Here is a 23,004-nt window from a genome sequence, read left to right on the forward strand (position 1 = left end):
CCAGTCACGACACCGGCGGGCACACCAGCACCAGTCATGCGGACACCAGCACCGGGCACGGCGGTGAATCGACCGGCGGTGAATCAGCCCGGACGGGTCATGCGGACGCCAGCGCCGGGCACGGCGCTGGTGGGCATACCAGCAGCGGTCATGCGGACGCCAGCGCCGGGCCCGGTGGTGAGTCGGCCAGCGGCGGTCACGGTGGTGAGTCGGCTGGGGCGGGCTCGGGCGCTGGCCGTGATCGTGGGATCGGCGCCCAAAGCCGGGAAGCCGAGCCGGGCTCGTCCACCAGTAGCGGTGGTGGCGAGAACGCGACGGCCCGGTCGGGTTCGGGGACTTATCATGGTCTGGATCCGCTCACGGGCCCCGTTCCAGCAATGGCGGGAGCACCGGCCCACACCGCGACGGCCAGTGCTAGCACGGGCGTGACTACTTATCACGGTCTCGATCCCGTTACCGGCCATACCCACGCCCAAGCCCCCCAGACCGCCCACGCCACCGCAACAACCACCGACACCCCCACCAGCACCCACACCAGCAGCGCCGGCCACACCAGCGCCGGCGGGACCGGCCACACCGACACCAGCGGGAGCAGCGGCCACACGGGCGGCGGTTCCGAAACCCCGCACACCGATGCCAGCAGCGGAACCGGCCATGCCGACACCGGCGCCGGCCACACCAGCGGCGCCGGTGGGTCCGGTCGTGCCGGCGATGGGTCTGCTGCCTCACATGCGGATGCCGGTAGCAGTCATGCCGGTGGTTCCGAGGCCTCGCACGCGGACGCCGGCAGCGGTGGAACCGGCCACGGCGACTCCGGCGCCGGTCACACCGACACCAACGGGACCGGTCATGCTGGCGAGGGCGCCAGTGAAGCCGGCCATGCCGGCGATGGGCCTGCTGCCTCGCACCCGGCAGCGGGGGCGTCTGCATCGCATGCGGATGCCGGTAGCAGTCATGCCGGTGGTTCTGAAGCCTCGCACGCCGACGCCAGCGGTGGAACCGGTCATGCCGACTCCGGCGCCGGTCGCACCGACGCCAGCGGGTCCGGTCATGCTGGCGAGGGTGGGTCCGGTCGTGCTGGCGATGGGGCTGCTGCCTCGCACTCGGCGGCGGGGGCGTCTGCCTCGCATGCGGGCGCCTCGCCGGCGCCGGTCCATGCGGATGCCGGTAGCAGTCACACTGGTGGTGGTTCTGGGGCTTCGCATGCCGATGCCGCCAGCGGTGGGTCTGGTCATGGTGGTGGTTCGGGGTCTGGTTCGCCTGTTGCGGGTCATGCGGGCGCCTCGCCGGCGCCGGTGCATGCGGATGCTGGTAGCGGTCATGTCGGTGGTTCTGAGGCCTCGCATGCGGATGCCGGTGGCGGTCATGGTGGTGGTTCTGGGGCTTCGCATGCCGATGCTGCCGCCGATGGAGCCGGTCATGCCGGTGGGCGTGCGGGCGGTTCGTCTGCTGATGAGGCCGGTGGGTCTCATGGTGGGGGTTCGGCGTCGGCTCATGAGGCTGGTGCTGCTGTGGCTGGTACGGCCGGGCTGGGTGTTGCGGGGGCTGGTGCTGCTCATGCTCTCAGTGGTGGAACGCATGCCCACGGGTTGGGTGGCGCGACCCCGCATACGCATACCGGTGGGGCTCATGGTGCGGGGGCCCGGTCCTACCAGGGCCCGGATGGCCCTGGTAGCGGTCACTCGTCTCGACGGGCCGGCGACAACGGCCGCCCCGAGGGCAGTCAGCCGCAGGACACCCGTCCCAAGGGCGCGGGGCCCGATGAGTCCGGGACTTCGGATGCGCCTAAGAAGAACGACACGCCTGATACTGGTGCTGCTCGTGATTCCAATGCTGCCACTGATGCCGACAGGCACGGGCCTGACGATGACTCGGTGCACGACCACGATCACCGAGACAGTGGGGACCATGACCATTCCGATCATGACCAGTCGGGCTCCGGTGATGGCGGGTCGCCCGACCATGACAAGACCGTTCCCGAGCTGTTCGAAGACCGCTCCCGCTACATGGAGGCACGTGATGAGGCACTGAGCAGGCTCGATGCGCATATGCCCGAAGACCACTCCAGGAGCGACTTCAACGCCACCAACAGGAAAACAACTCTGAAGGACCTCCGCCTTTCTGGTTACGACCCGGACGAGGTCAAAGAGCTCCGGAACGCGGCTAGGGATGCGACTGATGCGCGGCGTGATGTGAATCAGACGACGGCGCGTATTGGTGAGGTCGGTGGGGAACAGTATTTGGATGAGCATCCGGATTATGAGGTTGCTGGTCCGGAGTTCCGCACGAGGCCGGGGGAGACGCCGCAGGGGGGCTGGTCGGATGGTGCGGCTGTCAAGATCGATGGGTCGGAGTTCGATATTTCCGAGTTCAAGGGTGGTGGTGCGAAGCTCGACCGGAGGCCGGTGAGAACCGAGTTCGAGGGGCCTGCGCGTCAGGGGGATCCGGCCTATTCTCGTAATCACCTGTTGACTGATCCGCGTTTCGCTCAGTATTTCCATGATCATCCTGACCTATGGGAGAGTATTAAGCGGGGTGACACCCGGTTGAACTTCAAGGCGATTTTCACCCGTACTCCGGATGGGCCGCCTCTCGTGCGTGATTTCCCCTTCGATTTGACCACGAACAGTGGTGGTTCGGAGGTTCGTGATGCGCTCCAGGCCAGGATCGACGCTCTCGACGGCGCTTCCGCACCACCCCATTCGAACATACCCGAGGGCCTCGCAGGGTCATGTGACATTGCGTCCGATGGTGATGGTGAGGCGGATGATGGTGCGAGTGGTCGGCGGGCCGCTGGTGATGATGACGGCGGTCAGGGTTAGACTGGCCGGTGACATGATGAGAGGAGTCCTTGATGACTGACAACAACGACTTCCCGACCGAGACGGTTTTGTCGGATGGGTCCGTGTACCGGGTGGTGCCGGTTGAGGCTGGTGTGCGGGCGATCCGTGCTTGGGCCGAGTATCCGTGGCCTATGAGTCCGGCTCAGGCTCTGGCTTTGCGTGACCGGCTCGGCTGGACCTCCTCACCCACTAAGGAGTGGATGTTCACGACCGACCATGGTATCGGTGAGAAGGATGCCTCCTTTACCACCATCAAGAGAGAGCAGACGGTCGCCGACTTCCACCTGTCTTTGACGTCCCGCATCCCCAAGCCGGTCAGGGCGGAGGCTGTTCCTATTGCGGAGAGGGCGTTTGAAGCCTATGTTGAGGCGCTCACCGCCGTCTACGGTCAGGGCGATCGTTCGCGTAGTCGTGGTGTCCTGTCGGTGACCTGGGCTCTGCCCAGCGACACATCGGTGGACATCGGTACCGTCGGCCGCGTCGTATCCGTCGACATCGATTCCCCGGCGAGCAATGAGGCGGCTAGGGGTGAGGCCCAGTACTTCGCTGAGATCGCCGACGAGAACGACGTGCCCTACATCGACATCGATAACCCAGACAGTTGACCATCAGCTGTGTTACGGTCTCTCACGGGCAGCAGCATTCTGACGAGGAGGGAACTTCGTGACTGACGATGCAGCCGATGCTTTTCAGCACCGGACGGTTTTGTCGGATGGGTCCGTGTACCGTGTGGTGCCGGTCGGTGCTGGTGTGAGGGCGATCCGTGCCTGGGCCGAGCATCCGTGGCCTATGAGTCCGGCTCAGGCTCTGGCTTTGCGTGACCGGCTCGGCTGGACCTCCTCACCCACCGATGAGGAGATGTTCACGACCGATCATGGTATCGGTGAGAAGGATGCCTTCTTCGCCACCATCAAGAGGGGGCAGACGGTCGGCAGCTTCAACATGTCTTTGACGTCCCGTATTCCCAAGCCGGTCAGGGCGGAGGCTGTTCCTATTGCGGGGAAGGCGTTTGATGCCTATGTTGAGGCGCTCACCGCCATCTACGGTCAAGGCACGCGTAGCAAACGCAAGCAGCACACCACGGTGACCTGGGCTCTGCCCAGCGACGCATCGGTGGACATTGGTACCGTCGGCTGGCTCATCAGTATCGACGTCACCTCGCCGGCGGGTAATGAGGCTGCTAGGGGTGAGGCTCAGTACTTCGCTGAGATCGCTGACGAGAACGACCCCGCCCGCTGACCTATCGACAATTCGGACAGCTGACCATCAGCTGTGTTACGGTCTCTCACGGGCAGCAGCATTTTGATGAGGAGGACACCCCGTGACTACTGGTGCTGTTTTCCCGTGCCGGACGGTCCTGTCGGATGGGTCCGTGTACCGGGTAGTGCCGGTCGGTACCGGTGTGAGAGCGATCCGTGCCTGGGTTGAGCATCCGTGGCCTATGAGTCCGGCTCAGGCTCTGGCTTTGCGTGACCGGCTCGGCTGGACCTCCTCACCCACCAATGAGCGGATGTTCACGACCGACCACGATCTGGAGGAGAAGGACGCCTCTTTCAACACCATTGAGGCTGGCGGGGACACCAGAACCGTCTCCAGCTTCCACCTGTCTTTGACGTCCCGTGTGCCCAAGGATGTGATGGACGAGGCCGTCCCTATTACGGGACGGGCTTTTGATGCCTATGTTGAGGCGCTCACCGCTGTCTACGGTCGGGGCACGCGCGGAAAGCGCAAGCAGCATGCCTCAATGAAGTGGACCCTGCCCAGCGATGCATCGGTAAGAATCGGTACCGTCGGCTGGGTTATTGGTGTTGACGTCAACTCCCCAGCACTCAATGAGGCTGCTAGGGGTGAGGCCCAGTACTTCGATGAGATCGCAGACGAAAACGACCCCGCCCGCTGACCCATCGACAACCCGGACACCTGACCACCAGCTGTGCTACGGTCTCTCACGGGCAGCAGCATTCTGACGAGGAGGACGCCCTGTGCCCGCTGATACAGTCGATGCTGTTTTCCCGACTGAGACGGTCCTGTCGGACGGGTCCGTGTTCCGGGTGGTGCCGGTTGAGGCTGGTGTGAGAGCGATCCGTGCCTGGGCCGAGCATCCGTGGCCTATGAGTCCGGCTCAGGCCCTGGCTCTGCGTGACAGGCTCGGCTGGACCTCCTCACCCACCAAGGAGTGGATGTTCACGACCGACCATGATCTGGAGGAGAAAGACGCCTCCTTCACTACCGTCGAGGCTGGCGGGGACACCAGAACCGTCTCCAGCTTCCACCTGTCTTTGACGTCCCGTGTGCCCAAGGATGTGATGGACGAGGCCGTCCCTATTACGGGACGGGCTTTTGATGCCTATGTTGAGGCGCTCACCGCTGTCTACGGTCGGGGCACGCGCGGAAAGCGCAAACAGCACGCTTCGATGACATGGGTTCTGCCCAGCGATGCATCGGTAAGAATCGGCACCGTCGGCTGGGTCATTGATGTCGGTGTCAACTCCCCGGAGCTCAATGAGATCGCTAGGGGTGAGGCTCAGTACTTCGCTGAGATCGCCGATGAGAACGATGTGCCCTACATCGATATCGACAACCCGGACACCTGACCACCACCAATGCAGGAGGGCATCCTGTGACCGCTAGTACAGCTGATGCGGTCTTCCCGACCGAGACGGTCCTGTCGGACGGGTCCGTGTTCCGGGTGGTGCCGGTCGGCGTTGGTGTGAGGGCGATCCGTGCCTGGGCCGAGCATCCGTGGCCTATGAGTCCGGCTCAGGCCCTGGCTCTGCGTGACAGGCTCGGCTGGACCTCCTCACCCACCAAGGAGTGGATGTTCACGACCGACCATGATCTGGAGGAGAAAGACGCCTCCTTTACCACCATCAAGAGAGAGCAGACGGTCGCCAGCTTCAACATGTCTTTGACGTCCCGTATTCCCAAGGATGTGATGGATGAGGCCGTCCCTATTACGAAGAGGGCGTTTGATGCCTATGTTGAGGCGCTCACCGCTGTCTACGGTCAGGGCAAGCGTGGCAAGCGCAAGCAGCATGCCTCAGTGACGTGGACTCTGCCCAGTGATGCATCGGTAAGAATCGGCACCGTCGGCTGGGTCATTGGTGCTGATGTCGATTCTCCGGCGGGCAATGAGGCGGCTAGGGGTGAGGCTCAGTACTTCGCTGAGATCGCCGATGAGAACGATGTGCCCTACATCGATATCGATAACCCGGACACCTGACCACCACCATCAGAAAGGAGCTACTCCGTGACTGACGATACAGCTGGTACTGTTTTCCCGTGCCGGACGGTTTTGTCGGATGGGTCCGTGTACCGGGTAGTGCCGGTCGGTGCTGGTGTGAGGGCGATCCGTGCCTGGGCCGAGTATCCGTGGCCTATGAGTCCGGCTCAGGCTCTGGCTTTGCGTGACCGGCTCGGCTGGACCTCCTCGCCCACCAAGGAATGGATGTTCACGACCGATCATGGTATCGGTGAGAAGGATGCCTCCTTCGCCACCATCAAGAGGGGACAGACGGTCGCCAGCCTCCATCTGTCTTTGACGTCCCGTATTCCCAAGCCGGTCAGGGCGGAGGCTGTTCCTATTGCGGAGAGGGCGTTTGATGCCTATGTTGAGGCGTTCACCGCTGTCTACGGTCAGGGCAAGCGCTCACGCAATCGTGGTGTCCTGTCGGTGAAGTGGACTTTGCCCAGCGACACATTGGTGAACATTGGTACCATCGGCCGCGTCGTATCCGCCGACGTCGATTCCCCGGCGGGCAATGAGGCTGCTAGGGGTGAAGCTCAGTACTTCGATGAGATCGCCGACGAGAACGACCCCGCCCGCTGACCCATCGACAACCCGGACATCTGACCACCAGCTGTGCTACGGTCTCTCACGGGCAGCAGCATTCTGATGAGGAGGATGTCTCGTGACTGCTAGTACAGCTGATGCGGTCTTCCCGACCGAGACGGTCCTGTCGGACGGGTCCGTGTTCCGTGTGGTGCCGGTCGGCGTTGGTGTGAGGGCGATCCGTGCCTGGGCCGAGCATCCGTGGCCTATGAGTCCGGCTCAGGCCCTGGCTCTGCGTGACCGGCTCGGCTGGACCTCCTCACCCACCAAGGAGTGGATGTTCACGACCGACCATGATCTGGAGGAGAAAGACGCCTCCTTTACCATCATCAAGAGAGAGCAGACGGTCGCCAGCTTTGACTTGTCTTTGACGTCCCGTATTCCCAAGGATGTGATGGATGAGGCCGTCCCTATTACGGAGAGGGCTTTCGATGCCTATGTTGAGGCGCTCACCGCCGTCTACGGTCAGGGCACGCGCGGAAAGCGCAAGCAGCATGCCTCAGTGACGTGGACTCTGCCCAGCGACGCATCGGTGAGAATCGGCACCGTCGGCTGGGTCATTGGTGCTGATGTCGATTCCCCGGCGAGCAATGAGGCGGCTAGGGGTGAGGCCCAGTACTTCGCTGAGATCGCCGACGAGAACGACGTGCCCTACATCGATATCGATAACCCGGACAGCTGACCATCAGCTGTGCTACGGTCTCTCACGGGCAGCAGCATTCTGATGAGGAGGACACCCTGTGACTACTGGTGCTGTTTTCCCGGCCGAGACGGTTTTGTCGGATGGGTCCGTGTACCGGGTAGTGCCGGTTGAGGCTGGTGTGCGGGCGATCCGTGTCTGGGCCGAGTATCCGTGGCCTATGAGTCCGGCTCAGGCCCTGGCTTTGCGTGACAGGCTCGGCTGGACCTCCTCACCCACTAATGAGCGGATGTTCACGACCGACCATGATCTGGAGGAGAAGGACGCCTCCTTTACCACCATCAAGAGGGGGCAGACGGTCGGCAGCTTCAACATGTCTTTGACGTCCCGTATTCCCAAGCCGGTCAGGGCGGAGGCTGTTCCTACTGCGGAGAGGGCGTTTGATGCCTATGTTGAGGCGCTCACCGCCATCTACGGCCAGGGCGCTCGTTCACGTAGTCGTGGTGTCCTGTCGGTGAAATGGACTCTGCCCAGCGACACATTGGTGAACATTGGTACCATCGGCCGCGTCGTATCCGTCGACGTCGATTCCCCGGCGGGCAATGAGGCGGCTAGGGGTGAGGCCCAGTACTTCGATGAGATCGCCGACGAGAACGACGTGCCCTACCCGCCGGACGGTGCCGACTCTGGCCGCTGACCGGCGAGCGCGACGGATCCGCCCGCTACAAGATCCTTTCGAGGCCTGCGACTGAGTGAGTGAGAGTGAGACGGTCTTGACGTGACAGGCTTACCGAGCAGATCTCTCGCCGATGCTGGTACAACACCACCACCGGGCAGGACACCACCGACCGCCTCTGACGCCAGGACGGTACCCCGAGGCGCGTCCTGTCCGCTGCTGTTCGGTCTCGGCGCAATACCCGCTCTGGCTCCCCGGTCCAAGCCCGTGGGACCATGAGCCCATGACTTCTGTGACGTTCCACGGCTCTCCCGCTCACACCATTGGCGAACTGCCCACCGTCGGCTCCAAGGCCCCCGCCTTCGAACTCGTCGGCGCTGACCTCGGCTCCCTCACCTCGGCGTCCCTGGCCGGTAGACGCGTCGTGCTCAACATCTTCCCGTCGGTCGACACCGGTGTGTGCGCCACGAGCGTGCGCGAGTTCAACAAGCGCGCCTCCGGCCTGACGAACACGACCGTCGTCTGCGTCTCGAAGGACCTGCCCTTCGCACAGGCCCGCTTCTGCGGAGCTGAGGGTCTCGACGACGTCGTCACCGCCTCCGCCTTCCGCTCCACCTTCGGCGAGGACTACGGAGTGACCCTGACCGACAGCCCGCTCGCCGGACTGCTCTCGCGGGCGGTCGTCGTACTCGACGGCGACGCCACGGTCCTCTACACCCAGCAGGTGCCCGAGGTCGGCGAGGAGCCCGACTACGAGGCGGCCGTCGCGGCCCTGGCCTGAGGCCGCCCCTGGCTTGAATCGCCGGTCGTCTCCTCGGAGCTCAGGGTAGGCGGGGGCGCCCCGCTCACCCGATCGACCCCAGCGTCCACGTGCGAGGCCCGGCGCGGGCGGGGTCGTCCGCGCCGAACCCGCGAGACGCCCTCCACCCGACTTTTACGACACGCTGTGTTATCCTTGTCATGCTCGGCGGGCGTCACCCTCGATGGCGATGCGCGGCGAGATCGAGACACGGTCGTCACGGAGTGCGAGGAGAGGCCGCGTGGTACGCCTCATCACGTCGTTGTGGCGCGGCTTCACGCGTGCCTTCGTCGGATGGTCGAGGATCGCCCTCGCGGGGCTGATGGGCGTCCTCCTGGGGGTAGGCGTCTTCACCCTCCAGTACTCGGGCGTCACCAGCTACTTCGGCGATAATCCGGCCACCTGCGCGAACTGCCACGCCATGCAGGAAGAGTACGAGGCCTGGCAGAGGGGCAGCCACCATGATGTGGCCACCTGCAACTCCTGTCACACGCCGCACGACAATATCGTCTACAAGTACATCAACAAGGCGGACAACGGCTTCTGGCACTCGCTGAAGTTCACCTTTCAGAACTATCCGGAGAATATCCAGATCCGCGAGCACAATCGTGAGATCACCGAGGCGGCCTGCCTCTACTGCCATAGCGACTTCGTCGATCAGGCCACCAACAGTTCGACTCGCAAGGGCGAGACGGTGTCGTGCATCCGCTGCCACGACGGCGTCGGGCACAAGAGGTGATGCAGCATGAGCACCGAGGCAACAGAGACGACCGGCGAGACGGAGGCGGAGGGCCCCGAAGAGCCCACCGCCCGGACCGGGCCGCGCAGGAGGTGGGTACCAATCGCCGTCCTGATCGTCGTCGCCATGGCATCGGCCGCCCTCACCTGGCTGCTGATCACCATCTTCGAGCACAAGCAGGAGGCGAAGTCCCCCTTCGCTCAGACGGTCCAGCTGACCGACACGACCTACGACCCGGCCGTGTGGGGAGAGAACTTCCCCATCGAGTACGAGCAGTACAAGAAGACCGCCGAGGACACCGACGGAGACTTCGTCAAAGTCGATCCCACCGCCGATGACCCGCGCGAGTACCACACGATCTCCCGTATCGACTCCGAGACCCGGGCTCAGAAGATGTGGCGCGGATACGCTTTCGCCGTGGACTACGACGAGCCTCGCGGCCACGAGTGGGCGCTGCAGGACCAGCGGTACACCGAGCGCACCGCTGCGCGCTTCAAGCAGCCCGGCACCTGCCTGAACTGCCACGCGTCGATGCCCCAGGTCTACGACGAGCTGGGCGACGGCGACCGCCAGGCCGGGTTCGACGCCTTGAACGCGATGAGCTACGACGACGCCTACGAGCACGCCTCCTCATCCATCGCCTGTATCGACTGCCACGACCCGCAGACCATGGAGCTGAAGATCACCCGCCCGGCATTCATGGAGGGCATCAGACAGGCCAAGGCCGCCGAGGGCATCGCCGACTACGACGTCAACCGGGATGCCACCAACCAGGAGATGCGCACCTATGTGTGCGCCCAGTGCCACGTCGAGTACTACTTCGCCGGTGAGGGCAAAACCCTCACGTTCCCCTGGAAGAACGGCCTGACCGTCTACGACGAGATGAACTACTACGACGAGGTCGGCTGGACCGACTTCACCCACGAGGAATCCGGCGCCCCCGTACTCAAGGCGCAGCACCCCGACTTCGAGACCTGGTCGCAGGGCATTCACGCGGCCAACGGCGTCACCTGCGCCGACTGTCACATGTCGTACAACCGCGAGGGGGCGGCCAAGGTCTCGAACCATCAGATCATGAGTCCGATGGCCAACGACGACACGATCAACTCGTCCTGCCTCACCTGCCACCACTCGACCGCCGACGAGATGCGAGAACGAGTCGAAGGCATCCAGAACCGCTGGCAGAGTTCACTGGACGTGAGCTTCACCGCCCTGGACGCGCTCATCACCGACATCACCGCGGCTGCCGATGACGGCACGGCCACCGAGGAGCAGCTGACGGCGGCGCGCGACTACCAGCGCAAAGCCCAGTTCGTCGTCGACTACTCGTTCTCCGAGAACGGACGCGGCTTCCACGCTCCCGCCTACTCGATCTCCATCCTCAACCAGGCGACCGACTGGGCGCGCTCGGGCCAGCTGGCGCTGCGCGGCGTCGAGGTGAGCAACGACGTCGGTCCGGCGGTGCCGGAGCAGCACATGCCGAGTGGGAGCAAGTGACGGGGCCTCGGAAGGGGCCGTGAGCGAGCGCAGTCGCGCAGAGAGGAGCGGCGAAGAGGAATGATGCAAGGACGCGGACGATGAAATCTGAGGACGACGGGGCGCATCGGGAGGAGCTCGCGGCCTTCCTCGCCACCGCTCCGGAGCACCTGAAGCCCTGGGCCGACGAGCAGCTGGCCGAGCTGTCCACTGGTGACGACGGCCCGGGTGAATCGGCCGCTGAGCCCGAGTTCTCCGATGAGCGGGCGCGCCAGGATGGCGATGAGTCCCCGGATGACGGTGCCGGTACTAGCGCCGGCGACGATGATGAGTCCGGCGGGGCGGCGGACGTCGAGGACCTGCTTGCGGACGATGAGGGACCGGAACCCGATTCGAGAACCGCTCGGACGGTTGGTAGAGCCGGCGGAGACCACCCCCGCACTCCGTCGAAGCTGCAACGGAGGACCGGCGTCTCCCGCGTGAACCTGGTGCTGGTCGTTCTCCTCGCCGCCGCCGCCGTCATCATCGTCCGGCAGATGGGGCAGACGAGGGGCGGTGAGTCCGCCTCCGAGATGACGATGCCCTCCGACCATCCGGCGGTCACCTCCAGCGCGGACCCCTCCGCCATCGCCCAGATGGACGAGGCCGAACCGGTCGACACCGAGGAGGAGACCAGGCTGAAGACCGAGGCCGAGGCGGACTCCGCGAACGTCTCGGCCCGTCAGCAGCTGGGCGAGATGTACCTCAAGGCGGCCTTGTACCAGGACGCGGTCACCTACCTGCAGCAGATCCTCGACGTCGATCCCGACAACCTGGACGCGCTTCTGACCATCGGCGTCGCGGAGTACCAGTCGAATCAGTACGAGGCCGCGGAGAACCACTGACTCCACGCGACCGAGCTGGCCCCCGACGTCGCCGAGCCCTGGTACAACCTGGGGCTCCTCTACATGGCACGCACCCCGCCGGACGCCGAGCGGGCGACGGAGTGCTGGGACAAGGTGCTCACAATCGCCCCCGACTCGGACATGGCCGCGTCCGTCCGCGCCCACCAGGGCTCGATGGGCTCGGCCTCAGCGGCGGCCCCGACGACGGCAGCCGAGGGCTAGCCGTGGAGATCACGCTTCCGGTGGCTCTGCTCGCGGGACTCGTCTCCTTCGCCTCGCCTTGCTTCCTCCCCATTGTCCCGGCCTTCGTCGGCCAGCTTGTGGGGACGGGCGTCCGACGGGTGAGCGGGCGCGCGGCCCTGATCAATGCACTGTGCTTCGTGGCGGGGTTCTCCGCCGTTTTCATCGCCGTATGGGCCTCGATAGGACTCATCGGGCGGTCGCTCGGCCCTTACGCGGTGCACGCCCGAATCGTCGGCGGCGCCGTCCTGGTGCTCATGGGGCTGCACCTGGCGGGAGTCCTGAGCATCGGCCTGCTCGACACTCCGGTCAGGGGCGCCCTGCCATCCGGAGGCAGAGACGCATCGGCGCTGCGCGCAGGCCTCATGGGCGTCATCTTCGGCGCGGGCTGGACCCCGTGCATCGGGCCGATCCTCAGCGGCATCCTGGCCCTGGCGACGATGAGCGCTACCGCCTGGTCGGGCATCTCCCTCATGGGCGCGTACTGCCTGGGGCTCGGCGTCCCCATCGTCGCGGTCGCCCTCGGGTCGGCGGGGGTCACCAGGCGCTTCGACTGGTTCCGACGCCACCACGCGGGCGTCTCGCTGCTCAGCGGGGGCCTGCTGGTAGTCGTCGGCTTTCTCATGATCACCAACCTGTTCGCGAAACTGGCCGGACTGATCCCGCAGTTCGGGCTCTGAGGAGACACGGATGAGCGACGACACCACCCCCGAGCCCGAGCGGTCCCCCGAACCGGAGCGGTCCCCCGAGCCGGACCGGACGGACAGCTCCGGCCCGATGGACGGCCTTGACGACCAGACCGCCCTGTCCCCGGGCCAGGTTCTCATGCAGATTTACGCCTTCTTCTACAAGAAGGCCGTTGGTCTGGTCCTCCTCCTGCTGGCCGGGACGCTTTCCCTGCTCGGCGTGCTCTTCCCGCAGATGCCCTCCTCCGTCAGGGGCGACCCGGAGGCCGCCGCCCGATGGGTGGAGTCGGCCCGGCAGACCTTCGGCGGCTGGACCGACGTCCTGCACGCAGTCGGCATCTTCGCGATGTTCTCCTCGATCCCGTTCCTCGCCGTTATGGCGCTGCTGGCCCTGTCGATCATCGCGTGCACCGTGCACCGGCTGCCGGTCATCTGGAACGCCGCCCGCTACCCGCGCACCAGGGTGACCGCCCGCTTCTTCGACCGGGCCCGGCTACGCTCCCGCTTCACCGCCCCGGTCAGGGCCGAGAAGGCGTTTCAGGTCATTCGCGCCGATGCCCGCAAGCACCGCATGCGGTTCATTGTCGACGACGGGGGGCCGGGGCGCAACGCCTATATCGACCGCAACCGCTGGGGACCTTTCGGCACCGTATTCGCCCACACCGCCTTCGTCATCATCATGGCCGGCTTCGTCGTCTCGTCGGTCACCGGCTTCAACGACCAGGAGTTCACGCTGACCATCGGATATCCCAAGGACGTCGGCCACGGCACCACCCTTGTGGCCGAGGCGAGGAGTTTCCAGGACACCTACTACGAGGACGGATCCCCCAAGGACTACGTCGCCGATCTAGCGATCTACGACGGCGACGAGGAGGTGGCCGACCGGGAGGTGCGCATCAACTCCCCGTTGAGCTACGACGGCGTCGTGTTCCACCAGGCCTACTTCGGTGTGGCCGCCGTCCTGACGATCACCGACGACTCCGGCGCCGAGGTCTTCCACGACGGTGTCGCCCTGGACCGGACCACCCGGGACAAGAAGCTCACCTACGGCCGCACCACTCTGCCCGACGGCAACACCGTCTTCGTCATCGGGGCGGCCTCCGGCCAGTCCGGTACCGGCATCGAGCCCGGCCAGATGAAGATCGAGGTGTACGAGGGCGAGACCAACACCCCGGTCGGCGAGGCCGTGCTCGACACAGGAGTCCCTGCGACCGTGGGAGCCTACACCTTCGATTTCGAGCGAGAGCAGCAGTTCACCGGGATGATCGTCAAGAAGGATCCCGGGATCGGAATCGTATGGTTCGGGTTCGTCCTGCTCATAGTCGGCACTTGCATGACGATGTTCTTCCGGCACCAGCGGATGTGGGTACGGGTCACCGAGACCGACGACGACGAGGCCCTCGTCCAGATGGCCTCACCGGACCGGCAGGACTTCGGGTTCACCAGATTCTTCACGGACATGACCGTGCGCGTCAGCAGCGACATGACCCGAGCCAATGAGAGGACCCGCGCCGATGATTGAGTACTCCCAAGCCATCCTGCTCATCACCACGACGCTCGTCGTCGTATCCACCATCGCTTATCTGGGAGCCTTCTTCGCCGTCCGGATGTCCCGGGCGCCGGTGGCGACGGCCGCCACCGAATCGGCCGGCACGGTGGTCATCAACGCCGGCGACGGCGACCGTACCGTGGCGGTCACCGGGGGCATCCGTCACGCCCCCGTCAAGCGGTTCACCGTCACCTGGTGGGCCGCCAAGTCCACGCAGCTGAGCCTGGTGCTGCTGACCGGATCGCTGATCATCCGAATGATCGCCACCGGTCATGCCCCCTTCTCGAACCACTACGAGTTCGCCATCTCCTTCGCCTGGGGCATGATCCTCGCGCAGGTGTACTTCGAGTGGCGTTACCGCGTGCGCACCGTGTCGATCATCGTGCTGCCGGTGATTCTGGCGATGCTCATCTACGCCTCCACACTGTCCTACCAGCCCAGCCCGCTCATGCCGGCTCTGCAGAACTCCCCACTGCTCACCCTGCACGTGCTCACCGCCTCCATCGGCTACGGAGCGGCAGTGGTCTCCTTCGCTGCCGCGGTCATGTACCTGCTCTCGCCATATGTGAAGTGGAAGGGCTGGCCCAGGCCGGAGGTGCTCGACGATCTCGGCTACAAGGCCACGGTCGTCACGTTCCCGATGCTGACACTCATGCTCATTCTGGGCGCGCTCTGGGCCAACGTCGCATGGGGCCGCTACTGGGGCTGGGACCCGAAGGAGACCGCGGCCCTGGTCACCTGGCTGATCTACGGCGCCTACCTGCACGCGCGGGTGACCCGCAGTTGGCGGGGCTCCAGGTCGGCGTGGTTGCTCATCCTCGGTTTCGTCGCGGTCATCTTCACCTACCTGGGTAACCTGTTCTTCGGAGGCCTGCACTCCTATGCCTGATCACGACGAGGAGCCGGGCGAGGAGCTGGTGGAGGATTCGCTCGAGCTTCCCGGGTCCGGAGAGCCGGCGCCCGCGGGGGAGGAGCCGGCGTCCACGGTGAAGGCGGACTGGCGAGCCAGAATCCGCCGCTCCGGGTTCGGCCAGGTCGCCGTCCTCCTGACGGCCTCCTTCGCCATCGCCATCGCGGCCTGGTGGGCGGTCAAGCCGAGCGATTCTGAGGACCCGCAGGCCAAGACGGCCGTCGTCACCCAGGTGGATGTCGAGGGCGCGCAGAGGGCCCCGACGCAGGGAGACACCGCCCCGGCCTTCGCCGGTACCGACATCGACTCCCGGCAGGTGTCGTTGACGGAGCTGCGGGGCAGGCCGGTGTGGCTGATATTCGCCGCCACCTGGTGCACGGGATGCCGCACCGAGATGCCCGATGTGCGGGACGCCGTCACCGCTTACGGCGACGACGTCCAAGTCGTCGTGGTCTACGTGGGGGAGAGCGCGTCCGCGGTGCGCTCCTACTCCGATCGCGTCGGCAATCGCGGCGGTGATCATGGTGGCAGCAGTGGTAGTGGCCTCGCCGAGGTGGCCGATCAGAGCCAGGAGATCTCCGCCGCGTACGGGGTCATGGGCGTGCCCTCGCACTTCTTCATCGACGGCGACGGCGTCGTCCGTGAGGTGCACGTCGGACTGCTCAGCCCCGAGCAGATGACCCGGTCGATCGAGGCGCTGAGGACCTCCTGATCCTGATCCCGCGTCATGTCGCGGGATCCTCGTGGTCGTGGCCGTGGTGATCGGGCCGCCGGGCTGGTGAGTGCCTGCGACTGCCGTTCCAACGCGCACCATACCGATACGGGGACCGATATGATCCCGACGGCCGAGTCGCCTAGCCTGAGCCCGTGAGTACCAACGACTCCCAGCGCGCCCGTCTCGCCCGGCTCGTCACCGATCTCGCCGTTGTGCGCGGCCGGGTCGTCCTTGCCTCCGGTGCCGAGTCCGACTTCTACGTCGATATGCGCCGGGCGACCCTGCACCACGATGCCGCCCCCCTCATCGGCCACGTCATGCTCGACATGCTTGAGGAGGTCGGTCTGAGCGTGGACGACGTCGACGCCGTCGGCGGCCTGACCATGGGGGCCGACCCGGTCGCCACGGCCATGCTTCACGCCGCCGCCTCGCGCGGCCTGGACCTCGATGCCTTCGTTGTGCGCAAGGCCGCCAAGGACCACGGCATGAGGCGTCGCATCGAGGGGCCGGAGGTCTCGGGCCGCAGAGTGGTCGTCCTGGAGGACACCTCCACGACCGGCGGCTCCCCCCTGGAGGCGGTCGAGGCGCTGCGGGAGGATGGGGCGAACGTGCTGGCCGTGGCCGTTGTCGTCGATCGCGACACCGGTGCGCGCGAACGCATCGAGTCGAAGGGGCTGCCCTACTACGCCGCGTTGGGCCCGGCCGACCTCGGACTCGGCTGAGAGGCCGGGCGCGCAGTCTGCGGCACTGCAGCTTCAGCCGGGTCCTGACGAGCGTGAGGATATCGACCCGCTGGTCGAGCATCCGCAGGTCGGGGGAATCGGCGCCGAGCACGGCGAACACGTACGCTCGGCGGACTCCGTTGGATACGACGTGATCGCCGATGCGCATAGGAGCTATTGGGAATGGGAGAGGGCTCGACGAAGAACATCCTCGTGAGCGAACGGATCGTGCCGCCAGGTGACCACCTGGCGCTCCCGCCGGCGGAGGAGGACGCCCCGGCGGACCGCCGCGAGGTCGGCGTCGGACCATGGCCCGGCGGAGAGGCCTCCTGGCCCGACGACCCCCGTTACGACCGCGAGCTGCTCGCCGAAGGCGACCGGCGCAACGTCGTGGACCGCTACCGTTACTGGAGCGTCGAAGCGATCCGCACCGACCTCGCCGCCCGCGCGCACCCGCTGCACGTCGCCATCGAGAATGTGAGCCAGGACCTCAATATCGGTTCCATCGTGCGCACGGCCAACGCATTCAACGTCGGCGCCGTTCATATCCTGGGTCGGCGCCGCTGGAATAAGCGCGGTGCCATGGTCACCAACCGCTACCTCGACGTGCGCCACCATCCCGAGCCCGCCGAACTGCTCGCCTGGGCCGCTGGGGCGGGATACGAGGCGGTCGCCATCGACAACGGGCCGACCTCGGAGCCGCTCGAGACCTCCGTCCTGCCCCCGCGCTGCCTGCTCGTCTTCGGCAGTGAAGGAGCGGGAATCAGCGCCGGGCTGCTGGCCGACTGCTCGCGCACGCTGCGCATCGGGCAGTACGGATCGACACGCTCGATCAACGTGGCCGCCGCCGCCGCGATCGCCATGCACGCCTGGGTTCTCCAGCACGGCGGCTCCGCGCCCGACTGAGTCGCAATGACCAGCGGTAGACGCGGCCGCCGCCACCCGTGGGCAGCGGCGGCGGCGATCAGCGGTGCGGGGTGGGCCGGCCTCAGGCCTGCCCCTTCTCGTTCTCGATCACCGGGTGCGAGGACGAGGCGTGCGTGACCTCGATCTTGCGCGGCTTGGCCTCCTCGGCAACGGGGATCGTCAGCGTAAGGACCCCGTCGGTGTACTGGGCTGAGATCCTGTCCAGTGCGAGCCCGTAGCCGAGGGTCAGCTGGCGGGCGAAGGTGCCGGACGGACGCTCGTGAGCGAGCCACTGGACGTCCTCGGCGTCGTGGGCCGGACGCTCGGCGCGGACCGTGAGGGTGCGGTCCTCGACGTCGACGTCGATCGTCGAGGGGTCGACCCCCGGCAGATCGATACGGGCGATGAAGGACTCGCCTTTGCGGTACAGGTCCAGCGGCATGCCCACGGAGGCGGGTGTGCGAACCATGCCGTTGGACAGCCAGCGGTCCAGGTCGCGGAACGGGTCGAAAGATGTCGTCGCCATGTCAACCATCTCCCATCATGTGGTTACTGCACCGGACTGTCCGGTGCAGTAGGGAAGGAGCGTTCTCCGCGCCCCTCCCGGACGACCCCAGTCTGGCACTCCAGGCTCGAGAGTGCTAAACGATATCGCTCAGAGTGGAGCGACTGGGGGGCGCTCGGACCGATTCGGGACCATCAGCCGGTACCCGACCTCCCCGATCCGTGGGAGAATCACTCGTGCACCGCTGCCCATTTAACTGACACTCAGGAGGCATCCAGTGGCCATTGCAACCCCGGAGACCTACGCCGACATGATCGACCGCGCGAAGGCCGGCAAGTACGCCATCCCCGCGATCAACGTCACCTCATCGCAGACTCTCTCCGCCGCACTTCAGGGTTTTGCCGACGCCGAGTCCGACGGCATCATCCAGGTCTCGAACGGTGGTGCCGCCTACTGGTCCGGTTCCTCACGCGCCGACCGCGTCAAGGGCTCCCTCGCCCTGTCCGCCTACGCCTACACGGTCGCCGACCTCTACCCGGGCGTCGTCGCCCTCCACACCGACCACTGCCCGCGCAAGCTGGTCGACACCTGGCTCAAGCCGCTACTCGAGATCGAGATCGAGCAGGCTGAACGCGGCGAGCCCACCGCTTTCCAGTCCCACATGTGGGACGGCTCCGCCGAGAACCTCAAGGACAACATTGAGATCGCCGTCGAGCTGCTCGCCATGAGCAAGAAGGCGAACACCATCCTCGAGATCGAGATCGGCGCCGTCGGCGGCGAGGAGGACGGCGTCAAGGGCGAGGAGAACGCCAGCCTCTACACCACGGCCGACGATGCATGGGCCGCCGTCGAGGCCCTCGGCCTGGGCGAGAACGGCCGCTACACCACGGCCCTGACCTTCGGCAACGTGCACGGCTCCTACAAGCCCGGCCACGTCAAGCTCCGCCCCGAGCTGCTCGGCGAGATCCAGGACGACGTCGCGAAGCGCCTCGGCGACCGACTGGCCACCAAGGTCGGGGACACGTCGTCCCCCTTCGACCTGGTCATGCACGGCGGTTCCGGCTCCACCGCCGAGGAGATCGCCACCGCGGTGCGCAACGGCGTCATCAAGATGAACGTCGACACCGACACCCAGTACGCCTTCACCCGCCCGGTCGCCAACCACATGTTCGTCAACTACGACGGCGTCCTCAAGGTCGACGGCGAGGTCGGCTCCAAGAAGGTCTACGACCCCCGTTCATGGGGCAAGGCCGCCGAGAAGGGCATGGCCGCTCGCGTCGTCGAGGCGTGCGAGCGCCTCGGCTCCGTCGGCTCCATCAGCAGATGAGTCGACGCGCCCCGAGCGGGCGCGACCGGTGACTTCGACCGGCGGCCCCGGCGCCCTCGCGTGGTGTCGGGGCCGCCGTGCTCCGGGCCGACTGGCCGGCGATCGGACGACGGGCCGGGCGTGCGCTCTCCCGCGGACGGGTGGGCGGCGCCGTGCAAAATATGGCATCATGGCCTCGTTGGCGCTGCAGCGGGGCAGGTCTTCATGCCGGTTCGGCTGCAGTGCTGGTCGGGTGCCCGCCCCCTGGATGCAGGGAGGCGCTCGGGCACCCTCACTCCCTGCTAGGAGAACCTCATGGCAATGCTATCCCGACTATTATCTCGCCGTTCGATGCTCGGCGGTTCCGCCGCACTCGCCGTCGCCGCCACGCTGACCGCCTGCTCCGGCGGCTCCTCCGGCGACTCGGGACCCGCCGGAGGCGTCTACCTGCTCAATTTCAAACCGGAGGCCGAAGAGGCCTTCAAGACCATCGCCGCCACCTACACGAACATGACCGGCGTTGCGGTCAAGGTCGTCACCGCCGCCTCCGGGAACTACCAGCAGACGCTTCAGAGCGAGGTTGCCAAGTCCAACCCGCCGACCATTTTCAATATTAACGGCCCGGTCGGGCTCGCCACATGGAAGGACTACGCTCTCGATCTGTCCGATACGGACTTCGTCAAGGCTCTCACCGACAAGTCGATGGCCCTGACCGATGATGAGGGCGTCGTTTACGGGACGCCGCTGGCGACCGAGGGGTACGGCATCATCTATAACGCCGCGATTCTCGATAAGTATTTCGCCATGGAGGGGGCCAAGGCCTCCTCCGTTGAGGAGATCAAGAGCTTCGCCACGCTCAAGGAGGTTGCCGAGGACATCCAGGAGAGGAAGGCCGAGCTCGGTGTCGAGGGGGCTTTCGCCTGCACCTCCCTGGCGTCCGGCGAGGACTGGCGGTGGCATACTCATCTGGCCAACTACCCCGTCTTCTACGAGTTCCGAGACAAGGGGGTCACGGACACCCCGGACCTGGAGCTGACCTACTCGGACGACTACAAGCAGATCTTCGATCTCTACCTCAACAACTCGACGGTCAAGCCCTCCGCCGCCGCGGCGAAGAGCGTGACCGACTCCATGGCGGACTTCGCCCTCGGAAAGTGCGTCTTCGTTCAGAACGGCAACTGGGCCTGGTCTCAGATCTCCGAGGTCGAGGGGAACACGGTCAAGGAGGAGGATATCCACTTCATGCCGATCTACGTCGGCGTCAGCGGCGAGGAACGATCAGGCATCGCACTCGGCACCGAGAACTACCTGTCCATCAACTCCAAGGCCTCCCAGGAGGCGCAGCAGGCGTCGATCGACTTCCTCAGCTGGTTGTTCAACGACGCCGAGGGGGCCGGAATGCTCGTGGACGGCTCGATCGTCTCCGTCAGTCCCTACTCGGTCTTCTCGGATCTGGTGCCCGCGGATCCGCTGGGGCAGGAGATCTCAAAATTCCTCAATGACAAGGAACTCTACCCGATCAACTGGGTCTTCCAGACGTTCCCGAGTCCGGACTTCAAGGACCAGCTCGGTTCGTATCTCGCTCAGTACGCCTCCGGGAAGGAGGACTGGAACGCGGTCAAGGACTACTTCGTCAGCGAATGGAGGGCCCAGAAGACGGCCTGATCTGAAACAAGAGCTCCGTCCTCGTGCATTGAGGCGGCGGTGCGTCGGGCGTCAGCCGATGAACTCCCTCCGCGGGTCTCAGGCCATCGTGATACCCGAATTGCACGGAGCCGACTAGGGGAACAAATGGAAAAATCACTCAAGAAATACTTCCCGATCTTCGCGGGTCCCACGCTGATCGCCTTCCTCATCGCGTTCATCGTGCCGTTCTTCATGGGTCTGTACCTGTCCTTCACCAAGTTCTCGACACTCACCGATGCGACGTGGGTGGGCACTAAGAACTACGCGAACGCCTTCGGGGGCGAGTCCGGATTCGTGCACGCCCTGTGGTTCACGGTGCTCGTCTGCGCGATCTCGGTCGTGACCGTCAACCTGGGCGCTTTCTGCCTGGCCTACCTGCTGACACGCAAGTTGCGCGGTACGAATTTCTTCCGCTCGGTGTTCTTCATGCCCAATCTCATCGGGGGAATCGTGCTGGGCTACACGTGGCAGGTCATGCTCGATGCCGTCCTCCAGCGTTGGGACCAGACCATCATCAACGACTGGCGCATGGGGCTCGCAGGTTTGATCATGCTGGTCAACTGGCAGCTCATGGGCTACATGATGATCATCTACATCGCCGGCCTGCAGAACGTGCCGCCCGAACTCGTCGAGGCCTCGCAGATCGACGGTGCGAGTAAGTGGCAGACGCTGCGCAACGTGACAATCCCGATAGTCATGCCCTCGATCACGATCTGCCTGTTCCTCACACTGGCGAATACATTCAAGATGTACGATCAGAACCTCGCGCTGACCGACGGGAACCCGTTGAAGCATACGCAGATGGCGGCCCTCAATATCGTGTCTCTCATGTATGACAAACCCGGTAAGGCATGGCACGGAGTGGCTCAGGCCGAGGCCGTCGTCTTCTTCATCCTCGTGTCCATCATCGCCGTGCTGCAGCTGCGCGCGACCCGTTCGAAGGAGATCGACGCGTGAGCGCCGACACTGTATCGCAAACCGAATCATCCGCATCCGTCGCATCCGTCGATGGGAACGAGGCACCCTCGTCCCCGACTTCATCACCGGAGCGGGGGACGGGCCAGCACGTGCTGGTGACGATGCTGACCGTCCTGTCCCTCATCTGGATCATCCCGCTGCTATTCATCCTCATCAACTCATTCAAGGGCAAGTTCTACATCTCGGACTCCCCCTTCTCCATACCTACCGGGAAGGCCTTCGCGGGGCTGACCAACTACGCCACTGGGTTGGGGCTGTCGGGATTCCTCCGTGCCATTGGCTGGTCGCTGTTCGTCACCGTGGGATCGGTGGCGGTCATCGTCATGCTCACGGCGATGACGGCGTACTACATCACTCGCGTCAAGACATGGTGGACGACTCTGCTCTACTACCTGTTCGCTTTCTCCATGGTCGCGCCCTTCCAGCTCGTCATGTTCCCCACCGTCAAGGTCGCTGATGCCCTGGGCCTGGCCACGCCGTGGGGGATGATCGTGCTTTACCTCGGGTTCGGCGGCGGACTGTCCGTGTTCCTCTTCGCCGGCTTCGTGAAGTCTATCCCGGTGGATATCGAGGAGGCCGCCTTCATGGACGGCTGCTCGCCGCTGCAGAGCTACTTCCAGGTGGTCATGCCGTTGCTGAGGCCCACGGCGGTGACGGTGGCGATCCTCAACGCCATGTGGGTGTGGAACGACTTCCTCCTGCCGAACCTGGTGATCGGTCAGGACGAGCGTTACAAGACGATCCCGATCGTCATTCAGTCGCTCATCGGATCCAACGGCAACCGCGATATGGGCGCTCAGATGGCCATGCTCGTGCTGGCGATCATTCCGATCGTCGCTTTCTACCTCTTCGGGCAGAGGCACATCATCGAGGGCGTCGCCGCTGGCGCCGTCAAGGGCTGAGCGGGCATCC

At 65.2% G+C, this 23,004-nt stretch carries 27 protein-coding genes; 24 read left to right on the forward strand and 3 right to left on the reverse strand.

The annotated features are described in order from the left end of the window. Positions 1-83: 83 nt before the first annotated feature. Together HMPREF9062_RS13470 and HMPREF9062_RS13475 are read right to left on the reverse strand one after the other, a co-directional pair. Positions 84-656: a hypothetical protein gene (locus HMPREF9062_RS13470; protein WP_253270645.1), complete on the reverse strand. Its 573-nt coding sequence runs from the start codon at positions 654-656 to the stop codon at positions 84-86. 69 nt (positions 657-725) lie between these two features. Next, complete coding sequence (locus HMPREF9062_RS13475; RefSeq protein ID WP_253270646.1) at positions 726-1,559, reverse strand: hypothetical protein; 834 nt, start codon at positions 1,557-1,559, stop codon at positions 726-728. 315 nt (positions 1,560-1,874) lie between these two features. Between HMPREF9062_RS13475 and HMPREF9062_RS13480 the strand changes: the two genes are divergently transcribed. From HMPREF9062_RS13480 to HMPREF9062_RS03410, 20 genes are all read left to right on the forward strand, one after another. After that, positions 1,875-2,822, forward strand: a complete 948-nt coding sequence (locus tag HMPREF9062_RS13480) for a hypothetical protein (RefSeq protein WP_253270647.1) — start codon at positions 1,875-1,877, stop codon at positions 2,820-2,822. A 32-nt stretch (positions 2,823-2,854) separates the two neighbouring features. Continuing rightward, positions 2,855-3,448 carry a DUF6301 family protein gene (locus HMPREF9062_RS03325; protein WP_009748617.1) on the forward strand — a complete coding sequence of 198 codons (594 nt, stop codon included), beginning with the start codon at positions 2,855-2,857 and terminating at the stop codon, positions 3,446-3,448. A gap of 154 nt (positions 3,449-3,602) precedes the next feature. Next, positions 3,603-4,082, forward strand: coding sequence for a DUF6301 family protein (locus HMPREF9062_RS03330; RefSeq protein WP_301280150.1), 480 nt, complete (start codon positions 3,603-3,605; stop codon positions 4,080-4,082). A gap of 172 nt (positions 4,083-4,254) precedes the next feature. Continuing rightward, positions 4,255-4,743 carry a DUF6301 family protein gene (locus HMPREF9062_RS03335; protein ID WP_301280151.1) on the forward strand — a complete coding sequence of 163 codons (489 nt, stop codon included), beginning with the start codon at positions 4,255-4,257 and terminating at the stop codon, positions 4,741-4,743. 181 nt (positions 4,744-4,924) lie between these two features. After that, positions 4,925-5,437, forward strand: coding sequence for a DUF6301 family protein (locus HMPREF9062_RS03340; RefSeq protein WP_301280152.1), 513 nt, complete (start codon positions 4,925-4,927; stop codon positions 5,435-5,437). Positions 5,438-5,562: 125 nt separating this feature from the next. Continuing rightward, positions 5,563-6,066, forward strand: a complete 504-nt coding sequence (locus tag HMPREF9062_RS03345) for a DUF6301 family protein (RefSeq protein WP_301280153.1) — start codon at positions 5,563-5,565, stop codon at positions 6,064-6,066. A 126-nt stretch (positions 6,067-6,192) separates the two neighbouring features. Next, complete coding sequence (locus HMPREF9062_RS03350) at positions 6,193-6,672, forward strand: DUF6301 family protein (protein WP_301280154.1); 480 nt, start codon at positions 6,193-6,195, stop codon at positions 6,670-6,672. A 181-nt stretch (positions 6,673-6,853) separates the two neighbouring features. Further along, positions 6,854-7,357 carry a DUF6301 family protein gene (locus tag HMPREF9062_RS03355; RefSeq protein ID WP_301280155.1) on the forward strand — a complete coding sequence of 168 codons (504 nt, stop codon included), beginning with the start codon at positions 6,854-6,856 and terminating at the stop codon, positions 7,355-7,357. 148 nt (positions 7,358-7,505) lie between these two features. After that, positions 7,506-8,012: a DUF6301 family protein gene (locus tag HMPREF9062_RS03360; protein ID WP_301280156.1), complete on the forward strand. Its 507-nt coding sequence runs from the start codon at positions 7,506-7,508 to the stop codon at positions 8,010-8,012. Positions 8,013-8,274: 262 nt separating this feature from the next. Further along, the gene (gene tpx, locus HMPREF9062_RS03365) at positions 8,275-8,772 is read left to right on the forward strand and encodes a thiol peroxidase (RefSeq protein WP_009748625.1); all 498 of its coding nucleotides are present in this window, start codon (positions 8,275-8,277) and stop codon (positions 8,770-8,772) included. Between the two features lie 259 nt (positions 8,773-9,031). Beyond that, complete coding sequence (nrfH, locus tag HMPREF9062_RS03370) at positions 9,032-9,529, forward strand: cytochrome c nitrite reductase small subunit (protein ID WP_034253675.1); 498 nt, start codon at positions 9,032-9,034, stop codon at positions 9,527-9,529. Positions 9,530-9,535: 6 nt separating this feature from the next. Next, on the forward strand, positions 9,536-11,026 hold the full coding sequence (locus tag HMPREF9062_RS03375) for an ammonia-forming cytochrome c nitrite reductase subunit c552 (RefSeq protein WP_009748627.1): 1,491 nt from the start codon (positions 9,536-9,538) through the stop codon (positions 11,024-11,026). A gap of 80 nt (positions 11,027-11,106) precedes the next feature. After that, positions 11,107-11,889: a tetratricopeptide repeat protein gene (locus HMPREF9062_RS03380; RefSeq protein ID WP_009748628.1), complete on the forward strand. Its 783-nt coding sequence runs from the start codon at positions 11,107-11,109 to the stop codon at positions 11,887-11,889. Positions 11,890-11,952: 63 nt separating this feature from the next. Continuing rightward, positions 11,953-12,111, forward strand: a complete 159-nt coding sequence (locus tag HMPREF9062_RS13485) for a hypothetical protein (RefSeq protein ID WP_009748629.1) — start codon at positions 11,953-11,955, stop codon at positions 12,109-12,111. Between the two features lie 2 nt (positions 12,112-12,113). Continuing rightward, positions 12,114-12,809 (forward strand): cytochrome c biogenesis CcdA family protein, encoded by a 696-nt coding sequence (locus HMPREF9062_RS03385; RefSeq protein WP_009748630.1) that lies wholly within the window; start codon positions 12,114-12,116, stop codon positions 12,807-12,809. Positions 12,810-12,819: 10 nt separating this feature from the next. Beyond that, a complete protein-coding gene (locus HMPREF9062_RS03390; RefSeq protein WP_009748631.1) occupies positions 12,820-14,337 on the forward strand; it encodes a cytochrome c biogenesis protein ResB in 1,518 nt (505 codons plus the stop codon). Continuing rightward, positions 14,330-15,253: a c-type cytochrome biogenesis protein CcsB gene (ccsB, locus tag HMPREF9062_RS03395; RefSeq protein ID WP_009748632.1), complete on the forward strand. Its 924-nt coding sequence runs from the start codon at positions 14,330-14,332 to the stop codon at positions 15,251-15,253. The genes HMPREF9062_RS03390 and ccsB overlap by 8 nt, the downstream gene beginning before the upstream one ends. After that, entirely contained in the window at positions 15,246-15,986 is a 741-nt protein-coding gene (locus HMPREF9062_RS03400) for a TlpA family protein disulfide reductase (RefSeq protein ID WP_009748633.1), read from the forward strand. The genes ccsB and HMPREF9062_RS03400 overlap by 8 nt, the downstream gene beginning before the upstream one ends. 155 nt (positions 15,987-16,141) lie before the next feature. Further along, on the forward strand, positions 16,142-16,711 hold the full coding sequence (gene pyrE / locus HMPREF9062_RS03405) for an orotate phosphoribosyltransferase (protein WP_009748634.1): 570 nt from the start codon (positions 16,142-16,144) through the stop codon (positions 16,709-16,711). A gap of 183 nt (positions 16,712-16,894) precedes the next feature. Continuing rightward, positions 16,895-17,617, forward strand: coding sequence for a TrmH family RNA methyltransferase (locus tag HMPREF9062_RS03410; RefSeq protein ID WP_009748635.1), 723 nt, complete (start codon positions 16,895-16,897; stop codon positions 17,615-17,617). Between the two features lie 82 nt (positions 17,618-17,699). Here the strand turns inward: HMPREF9062_RS03410 and HMPREF9062_RS03415 are convergent, their stop codons facing one another. After that, positions 17,700-18,143: an Hsp20/alpha crystallin family protein gene (locus HMPREF9062_RS03415; RefSeq protein WP_034254635.1), complete on the reverse strand. Its 444-nt coding sequence runs from the start codon at positions 18,141-18,143 to the stop codon at positions 17,700-17,702. 256 nt (positions 18,144-18,399) lie between these two features. Here HMPREF9062_RS03415 and fbaA point away from each other — a divergent pair, with 256 nt between their 5' ends. The 4 genes from fbaA to HMPREF9062_RS03435 all read left to right on the forward strand — a co-directional run bounded on the left by fbaA (position 18,400) and on the right by HMPREF9062_RS03435 (position 22,994). Then, complete coding sequence (fbaA, locus tag HMPREF9062_RS03420; RefSeq protein ID WP_009748637.1) at positions 18,400-19,449, forward strand: class II fructose-bisphosphate aldolase; 1,050 nt, start codon at positions 18,400-18,402, stop codon at positions 19,447-19,449. Positions 19,450-19,743: 294 nt separating this feature from the next. Continuing rightward, complete coding sequence (locus HMPREF9062_RS03425) at positions 19,744-21,093, forward strand: ABC transporter substrate-binding protein (RefSeq protein ID WP_009748638.1); 1,350 nt, start codon at positions 19,744-19,746, stop codon at positions 21,091-21,093. A gap of 126 nt (positions 21,094-21,219) precedes the next feature. Next, the gene (locus HMPREF9062_RS03430) at positions 21,220-22,071 is read left to right on the forward strand and encodes a carbohydrate ABC transporter permease (RefSeq protein WP_009748639.1); all 852 of its coding nucleotides are present in this window, start codon (positions 21,220-21,222) and stop codon (positions 22,069-22,071) included. Continuing rightward, entirely contained in the window at positions 22,068-22,994 is a 927-nt protein-coding gene (locus HMPREF9062_RS03435; protein WP_009748640.1) for a carbohydrate ABC transporter permease, read from the forward strand. Before HMPREF9062_RS03430 ends, HMPREF9062_RS03435 begins: the two co-directional genes overlap by 4 nt. Positions 22,995-23,004: the final 10 nt, after the last annotated feature.

The sequence above is a fragment of the Actinomyces sp. oral taxon 448 str. F0400 genome (genome assembly GCF_000220835.1).
GTDB lineage: Bacteria > Actinomycetota > Actinomycetes > Actinomycetales > Actinomycetaceae > Actinomyces.

Excerpts from the sequence above, each read along its gene's own strand:
- HMPREF9062_RS03400 (WP_009748633.1), top strand. The coding sequence starts at position 15,246 with ATGCCTGATCACGACGAGGAGCCGGGCGAGGAGCTGGTGGAGGATTCG.
- HMPREF9062_RS03325 (WP_009748617.1), top strand. The coding sequence starts at position 2,855 with ATGACTGACAACAACGACTTCCCGACCGAGACGGTTTTGTCGGATGGG.
- HMPREF9062_RS03425 (WP_009748638.1), top strand. The coding sequence starts at position 19,744 with ATGGCAATGCTATCCCGACTATTATCTCGCCGTTCGATGCTCGGCGGT.
- HMPREF9062_RS13485 (WP_009748629.1), top strand. The coding sequence starts at position 11,953 with ATGGCACGCACCCCGCCGGACGCCGAGCGGGCGACGGAGTGCTGGGAC.
- HMPREF9062_RS03375 (WP_009748627.1), top strand. The coding sequence starts at position 9,536 with ATGAGCACCGAGGCAACAGAGACGACCGGCGAGACGGAGGCGGAGGGC.
- HMPREF9062_RS13470 (WP_253270645.1), bottom strand. The coding sequence starts at position 656 with ATGGCCGGTTCCGCTGCTGGCATCGGTGTGCGGGGTTTCGGAACCGCC.
- HMPREF9062_RS03415 (WP_034254635.1), bottom strand. The coding sequence starts at position 18,143 with ATGGCGACGACATCTTTCGACCCGTTCCGCGACCTGGACCGCTGGCTG.
- HMPREF9062_RS03390 (WP_009748631.1), top strand. The coding sequence starts at position 12,820 with ATGAGCGACGACACCACCCCCGAGCCCGAGCGGTCCCCCGAACCGGAG.
- HMPREF9062_RS03430 (WP_009748639.1), top strand. The coding sequence starts at position 21,220 with ATGGAAAAATCACTCAAGAAATACTTCCCGATCTTCGCGGGTCCCACG.
- tpx (WP_009748625.1), top strand. The coding sequence starts at position 8,275 with ATGACTTCTGTGACGTTCCACGGCTCTCCCGCTCACACCATTGGCGAA.
- HMPREF9062_RS03410 (WP_009748635.1), top strand. The coding sequence starts at position 16,895 with ATGGGAGAGGGCTCGACGAAGAACATCCTCGTGAGCGAACGGATCGTG.
- HMPREF9062_RS03380 (WP_009748628.1), top strand. The coding sequence starts at position 11,107 with ATGAAATCTGAGGACGACGGGGCGCATCGGGAGGAGCTCGCGGCCTTC.
- ccsB (WP_009748632.1), top strand. The coding sequence starts at position 14,330 with ATGATTGAGTACTCCCAAGCCATCCTGCTCATCACCACGACGCTCGTC.
- HMPREF9062_RS13475 (WP_253270646.1), bottom strand. The coding sequence starts at position 1,559 with ATGAGCAGCACCAGCCCCCGCAACACCCAGCCCGGCCGTACCAGCCAC.